We start from the raw sequence: 19,131 nt of genomic DNA on the forward strand, positions 1-19,131 counted from the left end.
CGTTCCCGTTCGGATTGGAAGGAGCCCCTCCGATGCAGGGCGACCCCGAGGTCCTCGAGTTCCTCAACGAGCAGCTGACCGGCGAGCTGACCGCGATCAATCAGTACTTTCTGCACTCAAAGATGCAGGACAACTTTGGCTGGACTCAGCTGGCGAAATACACCCGGTCGGAGTCGTTCGACGAGATGAAGCATGCGGAGATGCTCACCGACCGGATCCTTCTCCTGGATGGTCTGCCCAATTACCAGCGGCTCTTCCATGTCCGCGTGGGCCAGACGGTCACCGAGATGTTCCAGGCCGACCGGCAGGTGGAGGTCGAGGCGATCGACCGCCTCAAGCGGGGCATCGAGCTGATGCGCTCCAAGGGCGACATCACCTCGGCCAATATCTTCGAGGACATCCTCGCCGACGAGGAACAGCACATCGACTATCTCGACACCCAGCTCGCGCTGATCGAGAAGCTCGGTGAGCCGCTCTACATCGCCCAACAGATCGAGCAGCCGAGCGACTGACAGGCCGGGTAGCCGATCAGGCCGGGGCGACAGATCAGGCGGCCTCAGCGGCGGCGGGTGTCGAAAGGACGACCGGGTCCAGCGACTCGCGCCGCGGGCACGCACCGCGCCCCAGCAGCGCCTGGATCTTCCGTACGCACGATCCGCAGTCCGTGCCCGCCTTGCAGGCACCGGCGATCTGGCGCGGAGTGGTGCACGCACCCGTCTCCGCGTGATCGCGCACCTGCTTCTCGGTGATACCGAAGCATGAGCAGACGTACACGGACTCTCCAACGTTGCCGTTGATCGGTGAGGTAACCCTTACCTTACCTTCCCGACCGGACCCTCACAACGCCGTGGGGCGCGGATCCTTGTGATCCGCGCCCCACCTGCGTCTTGACGATCTTTACTGGTCCCGGTACATCTCCGCCACCAGGAACGCCAGGTCCAGCGACTGGCTCCGGTTCAGCCGCGGGTCGCACGCCGTCTCGTAGCGCTGGTGCAGATCGTCGACGAAGATCTCGTCGCCGCCGCCCACGCACTCCGTGACATCGTCGCCGGTCAGCTCCACATGGATGCCGCCCGGATGCGTACCGAGCTCCTTGTGGACCTCGAAGAAGCCCTTGACCTCGTCCAGCACGTCATCGAAGCGGCGCGTCTTGTGCCCGGACGCCGCCTCGAAGGTGTTGCCGTGCATCGGGTCGCAGATCCACGCGACCTGCGCCCCGGACGCCGTCACCTTCTCCACCAGGTTGGGCAGCTTGTCGCGGACCTTGTCCGCGCCCATCCGCGTGATGAAGGTCAGCCGGCCCGGCTCCTGGTCCGGGTCGATCCGCTCGATCAGCGTCAGCGCCTCTTCCGGCGTCGTCGTCGGGCCGAGCTTCACGCCCACGGGGTTACGGATCTTCGACGCGAACTCGATGTGCGCCCCGTCCAGCTGCCGGGTCCGCTCACCGATCCACACCATGTGCCCGGACACGTCGTACAGATCGCCGGTCCGCGAGTCCGTACGAGTCATCGCCGTCTCGTAGTCGAGGACCAGCGCCTCGTGCGACGAGAAGAACTCCACCGTCTTGAACTCCTCCGGGTCCACCCCGCAGGCGTTCATGAAGTTCAGCGCCCGGTCGATCTCGCGCGCCAGCGCCTCGTAGCGCTGACCCGACGGCGACGACTTCACGAAGTCCTGGTTCCAGGCGTGCACCTGGCGCAGGTCCGCGTAGCCACCGGTGGTGAAGGCCCGCACCAGGTTCAGCGTGGACGCCGACGCCTGATACATCCGCTTCAGCCGCTGCGGATCCGGGATCCGCGCCTCCGCCGTGAACTCGAACCCGTTGACGGAGTCGCCGCGGTACGTCGGCAGGGTCACCCCGTCGCGGGTCTCGGTCGGCTTCGAGCGCGGCTTGCTGTACTGACCGGCGATCCGGCCCACCTTCACCACCGGGACGGACCCGGCGTAGGTCAGCACGGCGCCCATCTGGAGGAGGGTCTTGAGCTTGTTACGGATCTGTTCGGCACTGACACCGTCGAAGGCCTCGGCGCAGTCCCCGCCCTGCAGCAGAAACGCCTCACCCCGCGCGACGGCTCCCAGGCGGTGCCGCAGCGCGTCGCACTCGCCCGCGAAGACGAGCGGCGGATAGGACTCGAGCTCAGCGATTACCTCGCGCAGAGCCGCTTGGTCCGGCCAGTCAGGCTGCTGCGCCGCGGGAAGAGACTGCCAGGTGTGGCCACCGGCGTCGTGGGTTTCAGCGTTCACGGTCACCCGGACAAGGTTACGGGGTCCCTACCGTGGTCCATCCCGCCGCCCAAGGGGTGAGACGCCCGCCGTCACGCCTTGAGCTCGAACCAGACCCGTTTCCCCGGCCTGCCGGGCGTCTGCTCCACGCCCCACGCGTCCGTGATCAGCTCCACCAGCGCCAGCCCGCGGCCCTGCTCGTCCCAGGGCCCGGCGGCTGCTTTCGCGGGCAGGCCGGGCCAGGTGTCCCCCACCTCCACGCGCAGCTTGCCCTGCTCCGCGAGGAGGAGGGCGGTGCAGGTGCGGTCGGGCACGTGCCGGATCACGTTCGCGAGGAGCTCGGTCATCGCCAGCTCGGCGGGCTCGGAGAGGTGAGGCATGTCCCACGTGGCCAGGAAGACGCGGAGGAGGCGGCGGAGGTGGCGGGCGGCGTGCGGGGACATGGCGGTCAGGGTGAGGTGGTACTGCGGCGGCGGGTACGCGATGTCTTTGTTCACGCCACAAGGGTGGATCCGGTCGATTACTCTCGGCTATGTGACCAACACAACGCGTTCGGGCGTTGTTGGAGCTGAGGTAGGGGGCACACCTGTGGCGAACGTCAGCGAGCTGGACCCGAGCGCCTCGCCGCTAAACTACTACGGTTACGAGCTGCGACGGCTCCGGAAGGCCGCGAGCCTCACGCTGAACCAGCTCGGCGACATCATCTTCTGTACGGGTTCACTGATTGGCCAGATCGAGACGGCCCGTAAAGCGCCGACCCGTGAGGTGACCGAGCGGGCCGATGCGGCGCTGGGGGCGGACGGGTCGCTGATGCGGTTATGGCCGTTGGTGGCGCGGAGCCAGTTGCCGGGGTGGTTCCAGCCGTATGCGGAGATGGAGGCGATCGCGACGTATCTGTCGACGTACCAGGCGCAACTGGTGCACGGGCTGCTCCAGACCGAGGGCTATGCGAACGCTGTGCTCGGCGTACTCACCAAGGACCGACTCGACGTGCGGGTGGAAGCGCGACTGGAGCGGCAGCGCATCCTGAGCCGTACGAATCCCCCAGCGGTATGGGTCGTGCTGAGCGAGGCGGTGCTGCACTGGGCCATCGGCGGACGGGACGTGATGCGGAGGCAACTCGCTCATCTGTTGAGCTTCCGAGACCGGGAGGATGTGAACGTGCAGGTGCTGCCGTTCACGGCAGGAGCGCATGCCGGGCTCATGGGCTCCTTCAACGTTCTCCGCTTCAAGAACGAGCCGGACATCGTCTACAGCGAGGACTATGACGACGGCCAGATGACCTTCAACCCAGCAGCCGTCAGGGACCGTTCGCTCCGTTACGATCACCTGCAAGCCGCCGCCCTGTCCGTCGAGGACTCGGCGGAACGGATCGCCCAGGTGATGGAGGAGCGCTATGGGGAACACCCCTGATCTGACTGCCGCGCAGTGGCGTAAGTCCAGCTACAGCGGCGACACCGGCGGCGACTGCGTGGAGTGTGCAGCGCTCGGCAGCGCCACGTGGCGCAAGTCCAGCTACAGCACCGACACAGGAGGCGACTGCGTGGAGTGCGCCGCACTCGGCGGCTCCACATGGCGCAAGTCCAGCTACAGCGGCGACACCGGCGGCCACTGCGTAGAGGTCGCCGCGATACCCACCCAGCAGGTGGCCATCCGGGACTCCAAGAACCCCCACGGCCCCGCCCTGCTGCTCTCCCCCGCCGCCTTCACCGCGTTCGTCTCGGCTGCCGCGAGCGGCGAACTCTGATCTCTCGGGCGCGGCTTTCGTCTCGCGCCTTCGGCGCCTGTTGCATGCGGGGAGGGCAGGGGCGAGGTCCGCGCCATCGCCGTCCATCGGCCCGTGGTGGGCCGGGCTTGAGGGCGGCTCCGCTTCGCTCCGCCACAGGTGGCCGTGTGCGTGAGCGTGACGGCCACGGGGGTGCCCCTGCCCCCGGGGTCGGCCGCTGACTCCACCCGACGCGCGGTGAATGTGGGCGTCGAACCTGCGGCGATCCGGGGGGCGACGGGCCCAAATCCACCGCTGACGGCCGCCGGACGGCAACGGCGCAGGACCGGCCCCCCACCACCCCAATGCAACAGGCGCCGATGGCGCGAAACGGCGCCGCGCCCAACCACCCTGCACCAGCCCGCCCCAGCAACGCTCGGGGCGGGCGCGCCGTCGCGGCCTGCGGGCCGGTGGCGGCAGTGGCCGGGCGGTGGGCGCGTTGAGACACACGCCCCGCCGTGACGCGGCGCCTGCACCGCGCCCCTTGCGGCCCTATCGGGCGCATCCACTGGCCCGGTCGGCCTACTGGATCAGCTTCTGCATGCAGAGGGTGAACTGCGCCCTGCCCCTGCGGGTCAGCTGGTACTGGCTGTATCCCTCGTAGCAGGCGTGGTCAAGGGCGTACCGTTCCTTCACCTTGTACTCCGCCGTACTGGCACCGCAGTCGACGATGGAGAGGTCCGGGGCGCTCTCGGAGCCCTTGTTCTGCATGCAGTCGCCGACATGGGCGACGGACGCGCTGGTGGTGTCCCTGTTCTCGGGGCCGGTGGTGTTGCCGCGGCTCGTGTAGTACCAGACGCCGGCGATGATGAGGGCCAGCGGGATCGCGATGATCCGGGCCTTGGTCTGACGATTGAGCGTGCGTGTGGACACGATGAACTCCCCCGTGCTGTGGTGTGTTTCGCGCATCAACGGCATGCGCGCCCCCGTAAGTTAGCCTCCGTCAGCGGCATCGCAAAATGCGAGGTCAGCGCCGTCGGACAAGAGCGGTTGAGTCCGACATCGGCATCCCTTGCGGCATATGCCGCCCTGTGGGCGCCGGGCACCTACCCTGATTCCATGACGACGTACGACGTATGGGTGCGGGTGAACGGCGACGCGTCCGGCAGCCGGATGGTGCGTGCCGACACCGTCGAGCAGGTCAGGTGGGACCGGAAAACTCCCCAGCACCTGATCCTGACCCTCAACAACGGTGAGGAAGTGCGTCAGGACGTACCGCCAGGCATGCCGATCGAAGGCCCCGATCTCGCCGAGCACCTGGTGCGCGCGATGGTCAGGGCTGCCGAGCGGCCCGGTGGCCAGATGCTGGTGCTGGAGGTGGACGAGAACACCGGAGACGTCGGGTGGGTCCGCACACCCCTGGCCGACAAGCCCTGGAAGGGCTGAGCCGCCCCGTGACGCCTTCCGGCGGCTTCACAGCCGAGGATCTGATGCGGCTACGCGGCCTTCCCCGGCACACCGAGCTCATTGACGGCAACCTCGTTCCCGCAGCCCCGCAAGGGAAATGGCACAGTCGGGTGATCAATCTGCTGGTCGCGGAGCTGGACCGGCAAGCCCCGGCCGGGCTGCGGGCCGATCGGGAGATGACCGTACGGCTGGCCAAGCGGCAGGCGCCCGAGCCGGATGTCGTCGTGGTCACCGCCGAGGCGTACGAGCGCGACGAGCCGTCCACGTACTACGTGCCGGAAGACGTCGTGCTGGCCATCGAGGCCGTGTCCCCGGATTCCGAGGAGCGGGACCGCGACACCAAGCCACGGAAGTACGCGAAGGCGGGCATCCGGTACTACTGGCGGGTGGAGAACGACGAGGGTCGGACCGTCGTCTACCTCTACGAGCGCGATCCGGCCACCGAGTGCTTCTCGCTGACCGGCATCCATCACGACCAGCTCAAGACCACGGCACCCTTCACCATCGACATCGACCTCACCTCCGTGGGCAAGCGCTCCGCGTGAGGGCTGAGGTATGGTTCCAGGCATGTTCGCGCGACTGACCATGACCTGGTGGTGGACCGCTCATCCGGCGGCCCACTGAATCGCGCGCACTCATAGATCTCGCGAAGGCCGCCCGAGGGGCGGCCTTCGGCGTTTGAGCGGGCCGTTTCTCCTTCCGGAAGGAACCCACCGCAATGCGAAACGCGACGCCCCGGGATACGTCCGCCGTCATCGCACGGCTGCTCTCCGACGACGCCCCGCCGTTCGCCCTGCTGCACCGACGTACGCCCGGCCACACCCCGGACACGGTCGAGGTGCTGGTCGGGCCTGTCACCGAGGCGGCGCGGCTGACCGATATCGCGTTGCCCACCGGGGCGCCCGAGGGGGGCGAGGCGGTGTGCGACGCGCTCGCCCTCGTGCCGTTCCGGCAGATCCGCGAGCGGGGATTCGACGTACGGGACGACGGGACGCCGCTGGCCGTGCTGCGGCCGGAGGAGGCGTACGAGCTGCCGCTCGCCGAGGTGCTGGAGGCGCTGCCCGCCCACTCCGTCGAGGTCGAGGGCGGGGCGTTCGATGTGGACGACGACGCGTACGCCGAGATCGTGGGCCGGGTCATCGAGGACGAGATCGGCACCGGGGAGGGGGCCAATTTCGTCATCCGGCGGACCTTCACGGGGCAGATCCCCGGTTTTGCGCCTACCGACGCGCTCGCGCTCTTCCGGCGGCTGCTGGCCGGTGAGCGGGGCGCGTACTGGACGTATGTGGTGCGGCTGGCGGACGGGCGGACGCTGGTGGGGGCCAGCCCCGAGGTGCATGTGCGGATGTCCGGCGGGACGGTCGTGATGAACCCGATCAGCGGGACGTACCGCTACCCCGACGATGGTGCCAAGGCCGAAGGGCTGCTGGAGTTCCTGCACGACCGCAAGGAGGTGGAGGAGCTGTCCATGGTCGTGGACGAGGAGCTGAAGATGATGTGCACCGTCGGCGACATGGGTGGTGTGGTGATCGGGCCCCGGCTCAAGGAGATGGCGCACCTCGCGCACACCGAGTACGAGCTGCGCGGCCGCTCCTCGCTGGATGTGCGGGAGGTGCTGCGGGAGACGATGTTCGCGGCGACGGTGACGGGGTCGCCCGTGCAGAACGCCTGCCGGGTGATCGAGCGCTATGAGCCCGGCGGGCGCGGCTACTACGCGGGGGCGCTCGCGCTGATCGGGCGGGACGGCGGCGGTGCGCAGACGCTGGACTCGCCGATCCTGATCCGCACGGCCGACATCGACGGCGACGGCTCGCTGCGAGTGCCGGTCGGGGCCACGCTGGTGCGCCACTCGGATCCGCGCGGCGAGGTCGCCGAGACGCATGCGAAGGCGGCGGGGGTGCTCACCGCGCTCGGGGTGCGGCCGGCGCCCGTACGGGAGGAGTCACCACGGGAGCGGCCGCGGCTCGCGGACGACCCTCGGGTGCGGGCGGCGCTGGACGCGCGGCGGGCGGATCTGGCGCCGTTCTGGCTGCGGATGCGGACCCCGGAGGAGCCGGCGGTCGGCGGCCAGTCCGGGGAAGCGCTGGTGATCGACGCCGAGGACACCTTCACGGCGATGCTCGCGCATCTGCTGCGTACGTCGGGGCTGACCGTGACGGTGCTGCGGTACGACGAGCCGGGGGTGCGGGAGGCGGCGCTGGCGCACGAGGGGCCGGTGGTGCTCGGCCCGGGGCCGGGCGACCCGAAGGACACGGCCGACCCGAAGATGCGCTTTCTGCGGGGCCTGGCCGCGGATCTGCTGGCCGGGCACCGGTACGGGCTGCTCGGGGTGTGTCTGGGGAACGAGCTGATCGCGGCCGAGCTGGGGCTGGAGATCGTACGGAAGGACGTGCCGTTCCAGGGCGCTCAGGAGCGGATCGACTTCTTCGGGCGGGAGGAGACGGTCGGCTTCTACAACACCTTCACCGCGCGGTGTGAAGAGGCGGCGGAGACGGAGTTGGCGATGCACCGTGTGGAGCTCAGCCGGGACCCGGCGACCGGCGATGTGCACGCGCTGCGCGGGCCGGGCTTCGCCGGGGTGCAGTTCCATCCGGAGTCGGTGCTGTCGCTGAACGGCTCGGCGCTGGTGGCGGAGCTGCTGGCGGCCGTCCTGGTCTGAAGGGCGGCCGTGGCGATGGGCCGGTGCGCGGGAGGCAGCGCGCGCCCGGCCCATCGTCGTACTGCACCCAGACGGCCTCAGCCGAAGAAGACCTCGGCCTCGGCGTAGAGCGAGGGGTCGACCGTCTTGAGGCGCGCGGTCGCCTCGGCGAGCGGCACCCGGATGATGTCGGTGCCGCGCAGCGCCACCATCTTCCCGAAGTCCTCGTCCCGGACCGCGTCGATCGCGTGCAGTCCGAAGCGGGTGGCGAGCCAGCGGTCGAAGGCGCTGGGCGTGCCGCCGCGCTGGACATGGCCGAGGACGGTGGTGCGGGCCTCCTTGCCGGTGCGCCTCTCGATCTCCTTGGCCAGCCACTCGCCGATGCCGGAGAGCCGGACATGGCCGAAGGAGTCCAGCGACTCGTCCTTGAGGACCGCGTCGCCGTCCTTGGGCATGGCGCCCTCGGCGACGACCACGATCGGGGCGTAACGGATCTTGAAGCGGGACTCGACCCAGGCGCAGATCTGGTCGACGTCGAAGCGCTGCTCGGGGATGAGGATGGCATTGGCGCCGCCCGCGAGCCCCGAGTGGAGGGCGATCCAGCCCGCGTGACGGCCCATCACCTCGACGACGAGGACGCGCATATGCGACTCGGCGGTGGTGTGGAGCCGGTCGATGGCCTCGGTGGCGATGTTGACGGCGGTGTCGAAGCCGAAGGTGTAGTCGGTGGCGGACAGGTCGTTGTCGATGGTCTTGGGTACCCCGACACAGCGGATGCCGTAGTCGCCCGAGAGCCGGGCGGCGACGCCGAGCGTGTCCTCGCCGCCGATCGCGATCAGCGCGTCGACCTCGTGCTTGGCGAGGCTCTCCTTGACCCGGCGGATGCCGTCCTCGCTCTTGAGGGGGTTGGTGCGGGACGAGCCGAGGATGGTGCCGCCGCGCGGCAGGATGCCGCGTACCGCGCGGATGTCGAGGGGAACGGTGTCGTTCTCGAGAGGACCGCGCCAGCCATCCCGGAAGCCGACGAAGTCATAGCCGTATTCCTGTACGCCCTTGCGCACGACGGCGCGGATGACCGCGTTGAGCCCGGGGCAGTCACCGCCACCGGTCAGCACTCCGACCCGCATCGTTTCTTCCCTTCTCCCGTGAAATCCCGTGATTGGGCCCGGTACGGGACCACGCTAACGGTGATCCAGGTCACAGGGGATGGGGCGTCAGTCGATTCCCGCGCATGCCAAGGGAGTTGTTTTTGAACTTCACTCTTACGAGGGGTCACGCGATGCCCAAACCTCGGGCACTCCCCCTCAGGCGTCGTCCAGACCGCGCTCGATCGCGTACCGCACCAGCTCCACGCGGTTGTGCAACTGGAGCTTGCCGAGGGTGTTCTGCACATGGTTCTGCACCGTGCGATGGGAGATGACCAGCCGCTCCGCGATCTGCTTGTACGACAGGCCCTTGGCCACCAGCCGCAGCACCTCCGTCTCGCGCTCGGTGAGCTGGGGCACGACCGGCTGATCGGCGGCGGGGGCGGGCTCGCCGGCCAGCCGCCGGTACTCGCCGAGCACGAGGCCCGCGAGACCGGGGGTGAAGACCGGATCGCCGGCCGCCGTGCGGCGCACCGCGTCCAACAGCTCCTTGGTGCTGGCCGACTTCAGCAGATAGCCGGTGGCGCCGGACTTGACCGCCTCCAGGACGTCCGCGTGCTCACCGCTCGCGGAGAGCACCAGCACCCGCGGCTGGGGGTGGTAGCCGACGACCTCCTTGCAGACCTCGACCCCGGGCAGCCCAGGCAGGTTGAGGTCGAGCACCAGCACGTCGGGCGCGGCGGCCTTGGCCCGGCGGACGGCCTGCGGCCCGTCCCCCGCCGTGGCCACCACCTCGAATCCGGCCTCGGACAGATCGCGGGCCACCGCGTCACGCCACATGGGATGGTCGTCGACCACCATCACCGTCACCGGGCGACCGTCGTGGTGCTCGGTCATCGTGCTGTCTCCCCCTTGTCCTTCGAGCTGTTCAGCAGAGCCATGGGAGCCTTGGGCACCGTCAACTCCACCTCGGTGCCCTGGCCGGGAGCCGAGATCCACTCGGCGCTGCCGCCGAGGTCGCGCAGCCGCCCCCGGATGGACAGGGCCACCCCAAGCCGCCCCTCCGCCTCGGCGTCCGCGAGCCGGCCCTCGGGGATGCCGGGGCCGTCGTCCCGTACGGTCACCATCACCGCGTCCGGCTCGTCCTCCACCAGGATCCAGGTGTGGGCGCCGTCGCCCGCGTGGATCCGTACATTGTCGAGCGCGGCACCGACGGCGGCGGCCAACTCCCCGGCGGCGCCCGCCGGGAGGATCACGGGGGCGCCCGGTTCGGAGAGGGTGACACGGGATCCGGCGTGCGGCGCCAGCAGGGCGCGCAGATCGCAGGGCCCGCCGCCGGTCTCCTCCGGGTCGGCCGGGACGAGCGGTCCGGGCGGGACCGCCGGGGTGTCCGGGTCCGTCCGGGCGTCCGCGTCGGCCGCCCCACGCGGCGGGGCCACCAGGCCGCTGGAGACCAGCGTGCGCAGCGCGATCTCCTGCTCGCCCGCCATCCGGCCCAGTTCGGCCGCCTCGCCGCCGATCGCGGCGCCGCGCCGCTGCACCATGGCGAGCACCTGAAGCACGCTGTCGTGGATGTCGCGGGCCAGCCGCTCGCGTTCGCGGGTCGCCGCCTCGATGCGCAGCGCGCGGGCGAGGGTGCGCTCACTGACGCGGGCCACCTCGACCACATAGCCGATGGCCACGCTCGCGACCCAGACCAGCATCAGCATATGGACGGCGTCCTGGGCGAAGCCGCCGCGCTCGACGATGTTGGCGGCACAGACGACGGTGGAGGCCGACGCGGCCCAGCGCCAGCCGCCCTTGATCGCGAAGCCGAGGACCGCGCCCGCCGTCCATATGGAGGGCAGGGTGGGTGTGCCGTCGGCGATCCGGTCATGGGTGTCGACGAGCGGGGTGAGCAGAATGCCGACCACCGCGATGCCGAGATCGCCGACCAGGAACCGCCGGGTGCAGCGCTCGGCCGAGGAGACCATGCGGAAGGTCAGCGCCGTCCACACCGTCAGCACGGCCATATAGGCGCCGGCGCCCAGCGGATGGTGATAGTCCTCGAAGGCGTAGACGTAGAGGCTGAGCGCGTAGAGCAGCGTGAGCACGCGGTACGCGGTCAGCGCCTGCCACAGCGGCTGCTCGACGGACATGCGTACGGCGCGCTCACGTCCGGCACGCTCACGTCCGGCACGCTCACGCCTGGCCTGCTGCGCCAATTCCCCCCACCCCCGGTGCCGAGGCGCGTCTACGCCCCGGCCTTGTGCTTGTCCTTCTCCTTCGCGGCCTGCTTCCGGGCCGCCTCCGCGTCCGCGATCTGCCGCTTGGCGGCGGTCGCGTAGACGTCGACGTACTCCTGACCGGAGAGCTTCATGATCTCGTACATGACCTCATCGGTCACCGAACGCAGGATGAAGCGGTCGCCGTCCATGCCGTGGTAGCGGCTGAAGTCCAGCGGCTTGCCGATCTTGATACCGGGCCGCATCAGCTTCGGCATGATCTTGCCGGGCGGCTGGATCTTCTCGGTGTCGATCATCGCGACCGGGATCACCGGAGCGCCCGTCGCGAGCGCGACCCGGGCCAGGCCCCCCGGCTTGCCCCGGTAGAGCCGGCCGTCCGGCGAGCGGGTGCCCTCGGGGTAGATGCCGAAGAGCTCGCCGCGCTTGATCACCTCGATACCGGCCCTGATCGCGGCCTCGCCCGCACCGCGTGAGCCCGACCGGTCCACCGGGAGCTGGCCGACGCCCTTGAAGAAGGCCGCCGTCAATCGCCCCTTGACCCCGGGGGTGGTGAAGTACTCCTGCTTGGCGATAAAGGTGACCTTGCGGTCGAGCATCGCGGGCAGGAAGAACGAGTCGGAGAAGGAGAGATGGTTGCTCGCGAGAATGGCCGGCCCCTCGGCGGGGATGTGCTCCAGCCCCTCCACCCAGGGCCGGAAGGCGAGCTTCAACGTTCCACCCACCGACAGCTTCATTGCGCCGTAGAACAACCGAGGACCTCCTGTATCCGACGAGGAGACCTTAACCTGCCTACCCCGCATGCGGCGCGCCGCGTACGCTGAGGACCCGATGCCCGCTTCATCACCGAACGGAGATCCGTGGTGCCGCTCCTTCCCGGAGCCGAGCCGTTCCGCCACGACGGCGGAGAGATCGGCGTCCTCGTCTGTCACGGTTTCACTGGTTCCCCGCAGTCGGTGCGGCCCTGGGCCGATCATCTCGCGGCGCGCGGTCTGACCGTCTCCCTACCGCTGCTTCCCGGCCATGGCACGCGCTGGCAGGACCTCGCCGTCACCGGCTGGCAGGACTGGTACGCGGAGGTGGACCGGGAGTTGCGGGCGCTCAGCGAGCGCTGCGAGCGGGTCTTCGTCTGCGGTCTGTCCATGGGCGGCGCGCTCGCGCTGCGGCTGGCCGCCCAGCACGGCTCGGCGATCAGCGGCCTCGCCCTGGTCAACCCGGGCAACAAGGTGCACGATCCGCTGGCTGTCGCGCTGCCGGTGATGCGTCATCTGGTGCCCTCCGTCAAGGGCATCGTGAGCGACATCGCCAAGCCGGGGGCGGAGGAGTCGGGCTACCACCGGGTGCCGCTGCACGCCGTGCATTCGCTGCGCCGGTTCTTCCGGCTGGTCGACGCCGAGCTGCCGCAGGTCACCCAGCCGCTGCTGGTGATGCACAGCCGGCAGGACCATGTGGTGCCGCCGGTCGACTCCGAGCGCATCCTGAGCCAGGTGTCCTCGCGGGACGTCAGCGAGCGGCTGCTGGAGCGCAGCTATCACGTGGCGACGCTGGACCACGATGCCGAGTTCATCTTCGAGGAGACGGACGCGTTCATCACCCGGCTGACGGCGGGTAGGGAACAGGAAACCGGGAGGGACTCCGGCAGCGGCAGCGGGAAGGAGGGGGCGACGGCCGGTGGCTGAGCCCGATTCGAACGAGAACGAGGCGGACGCGCGGCGCGATGACGACGCCGCCTTCGCCGACATCGTCGCGGCGTACGGCGAGGAGCCTCCGGACCCGCCGGGCGCCGAGCGCTGGCCCGCCGCCGAGAACCTGACGGAGGAGTGGGGCCGGGAGCGCCCCTCGCCGAGCCCGGACGGCGACCTCGACGGTGTTGACGACGGCGAGAAGGACGAGCAGGCGGCCGGCGAGTCGGCGACCGGCGCGCTCACCAAGCCCGACAAGCCCCTCGGTAGCTTCATCGTCTACGCACCGGGCGTCGGCCCCCGCGACTGGGAGGCCGACGAGCCCTCCGAAGACGACTTCGACGCGACCGACGAGGGCCATTTCGTCCCGCCGGAGCCGCCGCCGCTGCCCGAGTCGGACACCACGTCCCGCTTCGCCTGGCTGGGCGTGCTGGGCGGTCCGCTGCTGCTGCTCGGCGTGGTGCTGTTCCGGGTCGAGATGACCTGGTGGATCACGACGCTGGGCGTCGGCGGCTTCCTGGGCGGCTTCCTCACGCTGGTGCTGCGGATGAGGGACAGCGAGGACGAAGAAGACGAGGACCCGGGGCGCGGCGCCGTCGTCTGAGCCGTGGGCCCTGTTGAGCCGTGGGCCCTGTCGCCCGAGTCCTGTTGTTCGGCCTCAGGCCGGGGAGACGCGCGGGAGGCGGAGCGCGGCCAGGACCGGGAGATGGTCCGTGGCCGCCGTCAGATCGCCGTCGGTGACGCCCGGCAGCCCGGCCGGTACCCCGCAGCCGATGATCTCGACGCCCTCGGACGCGAAGAGCGCGTCGATGCGCTGATGCGGATCCTTCGGCGTCGAGGTGGCCTCGCTCCCCCACGGCTCGGTGGCCCAGCCGTCACGCAGTTGCCCGGCGATCCGGCGGAAGGCGCGGCCGTCCGGCCGGTCGTTGATGTCACCGGCCGCGACGGCGTACGGGACGTCCAACGCGGCCAGCCGGTCCAGCAGCATTCCGGCCTGGTCGTAGCGCTCGGCCGCCGCCAGGCTCAGATGGCAGCTGATCACGCCCAGCCGGATGCCGTTGGTGGCCCCCCTGGGGTCCGTGGGGTCCGTGGGGTCCGTGGGGTCCGTGTCCCGGTGGCCGCCGCCGAAGCGCAGCACGGCGGTCGCGAAGCCGCGCCGGTGCAGCCCGGGGACGCGCGGCAGCAGAATGTCCTCGGCCCGCTCCACCTGGGCGCGCAGCGAGGTGAGGATCATGGGGCCCGTGGCGGTGGCGCCGCCCGTGGTGTACACGAGGCCGGTCTCCCGGGCCAGCCAGGCGGCGGCCTTGCGCCAGCGGAAGAACCGCGGCGCCTCCTGGATGCAGACCACATCGGGGGCGCAGGCCCGGATCACCCGGGCCAGCGCCCCGCGGTCGTCGCGCATCGAGCGGATGTTGTAGCTGAGCACGCGCACCACGGCCGCGTCCGGGCCGGTACTGGATCCGGGCAGGTCCGCGAGCGGCACGACGGGCCCTCCGGTCAGCCCTGGCGGGCCAGGTCGGCGGCGCCGACGAGCCCGGCCTTGCCGCCGAGCTGGGCGGCGAGCACCTGGGCGTGCGGCCGCCACTGATTGCCGACCAGCCAGCGGCGGAAGGACTTGCGGATCGGCTCCAGCACGAGATCGCCCTCGTCGGAGACCCCGCCGCCGACGATGAACGCCGAGGGGTCGAAGAGCGAGGCGAGGTCGGCGAGCCCGGCCCCGGCCCAGCGGGCCAGCTCACGGAAGGAGTCGATGGCGACCGCGTCGCCCCGGCGGGCGGCGTCGCTGATGTGCTTGCCCTGGATGCCCTCGGGGGTGCCGTCGCCGAGGCCGAGGAGCACCTCCGCGTTCTCCGGGGTGGCGGCGGCGCGCTGCTTGGCGTAGCGGACGAGGGCGCGGCCAGAGGCGTACTGCTCCCAGCAGCCCTGGCTGCCGCAGCCGCACAGCAGACCGTCCGGCACGACCCTTATGTGGCCGAACTCGGCCGCGACGCCGAAGCGGCCGCGGTGCAGCTTGCCGCCGATGATGATGCCGCCGCCGAGACCGGTGCCGAGCGTGATGCACACGACGTCGTCATGGCCGGCGCCGGCGCCGAAGCGGTACTCGCCCCACGCGGCGGCGTTCGCGTCGTTCTCCACGACGACGGGCAGCCCGACGCGCTGCTCGACCTTGTCCTTCAGCGCCTCGTGCCGCCAGTTGATGTTGGGCGCGAAGAGCACGGTGGCGCGCTTGTCGTCCACATAACCGGCCGCGCCGATGCCGACCGCCTCGACGTCATGGCCGGTGCTGACCTTGCGCACCGCGGCCGCGATCGAGTCGACGACCCCCTCGGGGGTCAGCGGGGTCGAAACCTGGCTTGTCTCGAGAATCGAGCCCTCTTCGTCGACCACGCCAGCCGCGATTTTCGTGCCGCCGATATCGACGCCGATGGTGAGTCCCATGAGTCCCTCAGTTATTTGGTCGAACCCCGCCGTGGGCTAACGGTACCGGAGGTAGCGCTCAGTCGAGGTCGATGTGTTCACTACTCGAACTCTCCCCTTCGTCGCCATGGCCCTTCCGGCCGGTTTCGCCGCTTTGGGTCCAGCGGTGCTCCTGTCCCGATACGGCGGCACGATAGGCGGCGAGCAGCTCAGTACCAGCGCCGGCGAGGTGCTCGAATACATCGGGATTGCGCTCTATGACCGGTTCGACGGCCGCTTTCGCCTGTGCAATCAACTGTTGTACGGCACCCTGCACCGCCGTCCCGGCGAGCGGCGCCTGCAGCCCGGCGACCTTGTCCGCGAGGGCGTCGGCCAGCTTGCGGAACTCGTCGGCGGCGCTGCCCGGCTCCTCGGCCGACTCCCGGGCCCGCTGCCGGGCCCGCTCGGCGGCGAGATCCTCGGCGCAGGCCCGCTCCCAGGCGTCGGGGTCGATCTCGGTCACCGGTACGTCGGTGTCCGGGGTGTCTGCGGGGCGCTCGGTGGCATCGCTCATGGCGAACTCCTGCGGCGGGGATGCGGGCTGTCCGGGTGCGTTCATCCGGGCTTGTCATCGACGTTACCGGAATGAGGGGCCGAGGTCAGAGCCCATGACCGGGCGGGGTCAGAGCCTCTTGGGCCACAGGTCGGGGTCAGAGCCTCTTGGGCCACAGGTCGGGGTCAGAGCCGCTTGGGCCACAGGTCGGGGTCGGGGGTGAAGCGGACCTGCAGCCGGCCGTCGCGCAGCCCGGCGCCGGAGACGGTACAGCGGCGCAGCGCGGACGGCAGCGGCAGCACCCGGTGGAACGGGCCGAAGGTGACGATCAGTTCATCGCCGCGGCGCACCAGACCGAGCGCGTCGCGGTCGGCGCCGGGCAGCGGCAGCCGCCACAGCAGCGCCCCGTCCTCCGCCAGCCGGTCCTCGACGCTCCAGGGGTCGGCGGCCGGACGGTCCGGCCGGGCGCCGGGCGCCCCGACGGCCCCGGCGAGCGCGGCCAGTCCGGCCGTGGCGCGGGCGGACTCGGGACCGTGCGTCTCCCTCTGCGCATCCCCCGCCCCATGCGTCTCTCCCACCCCATGCGTCTCTCCCACCCCATGCGGGTCGCGGCCCAGATGGGGCAGCTCGCGGATCGGGACGGCGGGGGCCCACTGCTCGTACAGCTCCTTGAGCGCGGCCTGCTGCTGCCCGGAGAGAGCGGCCAGCCACGGATCGGCGGTGCCGGTGGGCAGCAGCCGGTTCGCGATCACCGCCTCGATGCGGCAGCCGTGCAGCGCGAGCCCGGCGCGGGCGGTGCGCAGCGCGCGGTCGGCCACCGGTCCGGGCTCCACGACCAGCCGTACCGTCGTGGCCTCGGAGTCGATCACGCCCTGCACGCCGGCCAGCTCGCGCTCCCAGCGCTCCGCCGTCTCGTACAGCTTCTGCGCGGGCATCGGCACCCCCGCCAGCTGGGCCAGCATCGGCCGCAGCGCACGCGCCGCCTGCCGCTCGGCGGGCAGCAGCCGCCGCAGATAGCGCCGCAGCTGCTCGGGCAGCGCGACGATCGCCACGGTGTCGGGCGCGGGCGGCATGTCGACGACGAGGACGTCCCAGCCGGTGCCGGGCGGGGCGGTCTGCGCGGCGCGCAGAGCGCGCAGCAGCGCGATGGCCTCCATACCCGGGAGGGCGGTCAGCTCCTCGCCGTCCAGCGGGGTCGCGCCGAGCATGTCGAGCGCGGCCCGGCCGCGATCCTGGAGGGCGGTCAGCTCGGCGCGGAACCACTCGTCCGTCACGATCCGGGCGGCCCACAGCCCGGGGGTGAGCTCCACGGGCACCGACCACGGCAGCCGGTCGGGCGCCCTCCCCGGGGCGGAGCGCAGCGCCCCGATGCCGAGGAGCGCCTCGGGCGTGCCGTCCGGGTCGGCGGTGAGCAGCAGTGCCCGCTGCCCCTCCCGGGCGGCGGCGAGGGCGGTCGCGGCGGCAACCGTGGTGCGGCCCGCGCCGCCCGTACCGGTGACGAGGACCGTACGCATGAAGGGAGCCTCCGGCGGGGTGGTGCGTGGGTTCGTGGCGCGGCATCCGAATGATCCGCACCCGGCCGGAGCGTACCTCGCGGGGCGGATCACCCCGACCACCACCGAGCCCTGGCCGCGCCCGCGCTGAACCACCCCGGGGACCCCGCCCCCGGCCCCTGTTCCGGGGGCTCCGCCCCGGCACCCCCGCTCCTCAAGCGCCGGAGGCCCAAGGGCCGGGGCACCCCCCTGGACCCCCGCTCCTCAAACACCGGAGCGGCCGGGGGCTGGGGGCACCGCCCCCGACCCCCGGCTCCTCACACACCGGAGGTAGCGGCTCCGCCCCGGGCTCAGGCCGCCTCGACTCGCTTCTTGAGGCCCGCGAGGGCGCGGTCGATGATGACCTTCTCGGCCTTGCGCTTGATCATGCCCAGCATGGGGATCTTGACGTCGACCGTGAGCTGGTACGTCACCTCGGTGCTCTTGCCGTCGTCGAGGGCGGCGAGCCGGTAGGAGCCGTCAAGGGCACGCAGCATCTGGGACTTGACCAGGGACCAGCTGACCTGGTCGTCGCCGGTCCAGCTGTACTCAAGGGTGTAGTCGTCCTTGATGGCCCCGGCGTCGAGCACCATCCGCACCTGCTCGCCTCGCCCCCGCTCGTCCTTGGTGAGGACGTCGGCCTCCTTCACCTCTCCGGACCATTCCGGGTAGCGGTCGAAGTCGGCGATCACCTCCATCACGTCGGCCGGTGCCGCCTCGATCGTGATGCTCGAGCTGGTGTGTTCCGCCATCGCCGTGGCTCCTCCGTACCGGTCCGCCGCATGGGATGTCTGCCGCTGAAGGCTACCGCGCGCGGGTCACCACTCCAGGGTCCAGGGGGTCCCGATGGAGGCGAAGTGTCCGACATTGACGCACTCGGTGGCGCCAATCCGCATACGGCGGGCGAGCGGCTGATGGACATGGCCGAAGAGGGAGTACTTCGGCCGAACGGTGTGAATCGCCTCCAGCAGCGCCACGCTGCCGCGCTCGAAGCGGCGGGCGACGGTGTCGTAACAGAGCTCGGGGACCTCCGGCGGGATATGGGTGCACAGGACGTCCACCTCGCCGAGCGCCGCGATCTTGGCGGCGTAGGTCTCGTCGTCGATCTCGTACGGCGTACGCATCGGGGTGCGCAGCCCGCCGCCCACGAAGCCGAAGACGAGACCGCCGATCTCGACGCGCTCCCCGTCGAGGACGGTGGTACCGGGCCGGATGTACTCGGGCCACAGCGACGGTATGTCGACATTGCCGTAAGTGGCGTACGTCGGAGTGGGGAACGCGGCGAAGAGCTCGGCGTACTGGCGGCGGACGGCGGACTCGATGGCCGCGTCGCGGTCGAGCCCGGCCCACAGCCGGTTGCCGAGCTCCCTGGCCTCCTCGAAGCGGCGGGCGGTGCGCAGCTCGACGAGGCGGTCGGCGTTCTCGGCACCGAAGAGCTCGGGAAAGATCCCGCGGGAATGATCGGCGTAGTCGAGGAAGAGAACGAGGTCACCCAGGCAGAGCAGGGCGTCGGCCCCGTCGCCCGCCTTCCCGAGGTCTTCACTGTTGCCGTGCACGTCACTCACCACGTGGACTCGCATGCGTGTCACCCTAAGACCTGTGACCATGCGCCCGTAAGGTGTTCTGC

23 protein-coding genes are annotated in these 19,131 nt (G+C 70.7%); 9 read left to right on the top strand and 14 right to left on the bottom strand.

Going from position 1 to position 19,131, the window contains the following annotated elements; translation table 11 throughout:
• Window positions 1-32 precede the first annotated feature (32 nt).
• On the top strand, window positions 33-512 hold the full coding sequence (gene bfr / locus ABZS71_RS08455; RefSeq protein WP_356208417.1) for a bacterioferritin: 480 nt from the start codon (window positions 33-35) through the stop codon (window positions 510-512).
• 34 nt (window positions 513-546) lie between these two features.
• Here the strand turns inward: bfr and ABZS71_RS08460 are convergent, their stop codons facing one another.
• From ABZS71_RS08460 to ABZS71_RS08470, 3 genes are all read right to left on the bottom strand, one after another.
• Window positions 547-774 carry a (2Fe-2S)-binding protein gene (locus ABZS71_RS08460; protein WP_355860421.1) on the bottom strand — a complete coding sequence of 76 codons (228 nt, stop codon included), beginning with the start codon at window positions 772-774 and terminating at the stop codon, window positions 547-549.
• Between the two features lie 123 nt (window positions 775-897).
• The gene (locus ABZS71_RS08465) at window positions 898-2,250 is read right to left on the bottom strand and encodes a class II 3-deoxy-7-phosphoheptulonate synthase (protein ID WP_356208418.1); all 1,353 of its coding nucleotides are present in this window, start codon (window positions 2,248-2,250) and stop codon (window positions 898-900) included.
• 65 nt (window positions 2,251-2,315) lie between these two features.
• The gene (locus ABZS71_RS08470) at window positions 2,316-2,720 is read right to left on the bottom strand and encodes an ATP-binding protein (RefSeq protein WP_356208419.1); all 405 of its coding nucleotides are present in this window, start codon (window positions 2,718-2,720) and stop codon (window positions 2,316-2,318) included.
• Between the two features lie 91 nt (window positions 2,721-2,811).
• On the opposite strand from ABZS71_RS08470, the gene ABZS71_RS08475 reads away from it, so the two are divergent.
• Window positions 2,812-3,636: a helix-turn-helix transcriptional regulator gene (locus ABZS71_RS08475; protein WP_356208532.1), complete on the top strand. Its 825-nt coding sequence runs from the start codon at window positions 2,812-2,814 to the stop codon at window positions 3,634-3,636.
• Window positions 3,620-3,970 carry a DUF397 domain-containing protein gene (locus ABZS71_RS08480; protein WP_356208420.1) on the top strand — a complete coding sequence of 117 codons (351 nt, stop codon included), beginning with the start codon at window positions 3,620-3,622 and terminating at the stop codon, window positions 3,968-3,970. The genes ABZS71_RS08475 and ABZS71_RS08480 overlap by 17 nt, the downstream gene beginning before the upstream one ends.
• A 540-nt stretch (window positions 3,971-4,510) precedes the next feature.
• Here the strand turns inward: ABZS71_RS08480 and ABZS71_RS08485 are convergent.
• A complete protein-coding gene (locus ABZS71_RS08485) occupies window positions 4,511-4,861 on the bottom strand; it encodes a hypothetical protein (RefSeq protein ID WP_356208422.1) in 351 nt (116 codons plus the stop codon).
• Between the two features lie 186 nt (window positions 4,862-5,047).
• Between ABZS71_RS08485 and ABZS71_RS08490 the strand changes: the two genes are divergently transcribed.
• The 4 genes from ABZS71_RS08490 (at window position 5,048) to ABZS71_RS08505 (ending at window position 8,054) form a co-directional block, all read left to right on the top strand.
• Window positions 5,048-5,374 carry a hypothetical protein gene (locus ABZS71_RS08490; RefSeq protein WP_356208423.1) on the top strand — a complete coding sequence of 109 codons (327 nt, stop codon included), beginning with the start codon at window positions 5,048-5,050 and terminating at the stop codon, window positions 5,372-5,374.
• An 8-nt stretch (window positions 5,375-5,382) separates the two neighbouring features.
• The gene (locus ABZS71_RS08495) at window positions 5,383-5,940 is read left to right on the top strand and encodes a Uma2 family endonuclease (RefSeq protein WP_356208424.1); all 558 of its coding nucleotides are present in this window, start codon (window positions 5,383-5,385) and stop codon (window positions 5,938-5,940) included.
• 22 nt (window positions 5,941-5,962) lie between these two features.
• Window positions 5,963-6,019 (top strand): trp operon leader peptide, encoded by a 57-nt coding sequence (locus tag ABZS71_RS08500; RefSeq protein WP_106516695.1) that lies wholly within the window; start codon window positions 5,963-5,965, stop codon window positions 6,017-6,019.
• Window positions 6,020-6,113: 94 nt separating this feature from the next.
• Complete coding sequence (locus tag ABZS71_RS08505; protein WP_356208426.1) at window positions 6,114-8,054, top strand: chorismate-binding protein; 1,941 nt, start codon at window positions 6,114-6,116, stop codon at window positions 8,052-8,054.
• A gap of 77 nt (window positions 8,055-8,131) precedes the next feature.
• On the opposite strand, the gene ABZS71_RS08510 is transcribed toward ABZS71_RS08505, so the two are convergent.
• From ABZS71_RS08510 to ABZS71_RS08525, 4 genes are all read right to left on the bottom strand, one after another.
• Window positions 8,132-9,160 carry a 6-phosphofructokinase gene (locus ABZS71_RS08510; protein WP_355853698.1) on the bottom strand — a complete coding sequence of 343 codons (1,029 nt, stop codon included), beginning with the start codon at window positions 9,158-9,160 and terminating at the stop codon, window positions 8,132-8,134.
• A 177-nt stretch (window positions 9,161-9,337) separates the two neighbouring features.
• The gene (locus ABZS71_RS08515) at window positions 9,338-10,015 is read right to left on the bottom strand and encodes a response regulator transcription factor (RefSeq protein ID WP_356208427.1); all 678 of its coding nucleotides are present in this window, start codon (window positions 10,013-10,015) and stop codon (window positions 9,338-9,340) included.
• Entirely contained in the window at window positions 10,012-11,322 is a 1,311-nt protein-coding gene (locus tag ABZS71_RS08520) for a DUF5931 domain-containing protein (protein WP_356208428.1), read from the bottom strand. The genes ABZS71_RS08515 and ABZS71_RS08520 overlap by 4 nt, the downstream gene beginning before the upstream one ends.
• Before the next feature lie 29 nt (window positions 11,323-11,351).
• Complete coding sequence (locus ABZS71_RS08525) at window positions 11,352-12,077, bottom strand: lysophospholipid acyltransferase family protein (RefSeq protein WP_356208533.1); 726 nt, start codon at window positions 12,075-12,077, stop codon at window positions 11,352-11,354.
• 126 nt (window positions 12,078-12,203) lie between these two features.
• On the opposite strand from ABZS71_RS08525, the gene ABZS71_RS08530 reads away from it, so the two are divergent.
• The gene (locus ABZS71_RS08530) at window positions 12,204-13,019 is read left to right on the top strand and encodes an alpha/beta fold hydrolase (protein WP_355853704.1); all 816 of its coding nucleotides are present in this window, start codon (window positions 12,204-12,206) and stop codon (window positions 13,017-13,019) included.
• The gene (locus tag ABZS71_RS08535; protein WP_355853707.1) at window positions 13,012-13,626 is read left to right on the top strand and encodes a hypothetical protein; all 615 of its coding nucleotides are present in this window, start codon (window positions 13,012-13,014) and stop codon (window positions 13,624-13,626) included. Before ABZS71_RS08530 ends, ABZS71_RS08535 begins: the two co-directional genes overlap by 8 nt.
• Before the next feature lie 54 nt (window positions 13,627-13,680).
• On the opposite strand, the gene ABZS71_RS08540 is transcribed toward ABZS71_RS08535, so the two are convergent.
• From ABZS71_RS08540 to ABZS71_RS08565, 6 genes are all read right to left on the bottom strand, one after another.
• Entirely contained in the window at window positions 13,681-14,505 is an 825-nt protein-coding gene (locus ABZS71_RS08540) for an endonuclease/exonuclease/phosphatase family protein (RefSeq protein ID WP_356208429.1), read from the bottom strand.
• A 14-nt stretch (window positions 14,506-14,519) separates the two neighbouring features.
• Entirely contained in the window at window positions 14,520-15,461 is a 942-nt protein-coding gene (locus ABZS71_RS08545; protein WP_355853713.1) for an ROK family glucokinase, read from the bottom strand.
• Between the two features lie 58 nt (window positions 15,462-15,519).
• Window positions 15,520-15,993 carry a DUF5304 domain-containing protein gene (locus tag ABZS71_RS08550; RefSeq protein WP_355853716.1) on the bottom strand — a complete coding sequence of 158 codons (474 nt, stop codon included), beginning with the start codon at window positions 15,991-15,993 and terminating at the stop codon, window positions 15,520-15,522.
• 164 nt (window positions 15,994-16,157) lie between these two features.
• On the bottom strand, window positions 16,158-17,486 hold the full coding sequence (locus ABZS71_RS08555; protein WP_356208431.1) for an ArsA-related P-loop ATPase: 1,329 nt from the start codon (window positions 17,484-17,486) through the stop codon (window positions 16,158-16,160).
• 329 nt (window positions 17,487-17,815) lie between these two features.
• Window positions 17,816-18,256, bottom strand: coding sequence for an SRPBCC family protein (locus ABZS71_RS08560; protein ID WP_356208432.1), 441 nt, complete (start codon window positions 18,254-18,256; stop codon window positions 17,816-17,818).
• Between the two features lie 66 nt (window positions 18,257-18,322).
• Window positions 18,323-19,084, bottom strand: coding sequence for a metallophosphoesterase (locus ABZS71_RS08565; RefSeq protein WP_356208434.1), 762 nt, complete (start codon window positions 19,082-19,084; stop codon window positions 18,323-18,325).
• Window positions 19,085-19,131: the final 47 nt, after the last annotated feature.

This window comes from Streptomyces sp. NPDC005393 (assembly GCF_040606675.1).
Classification (GTDB): Bacteria; Actinomycetota; Actinomycetes; order Streptomycetales; family Streptomycetaceae; genus Streptomyces.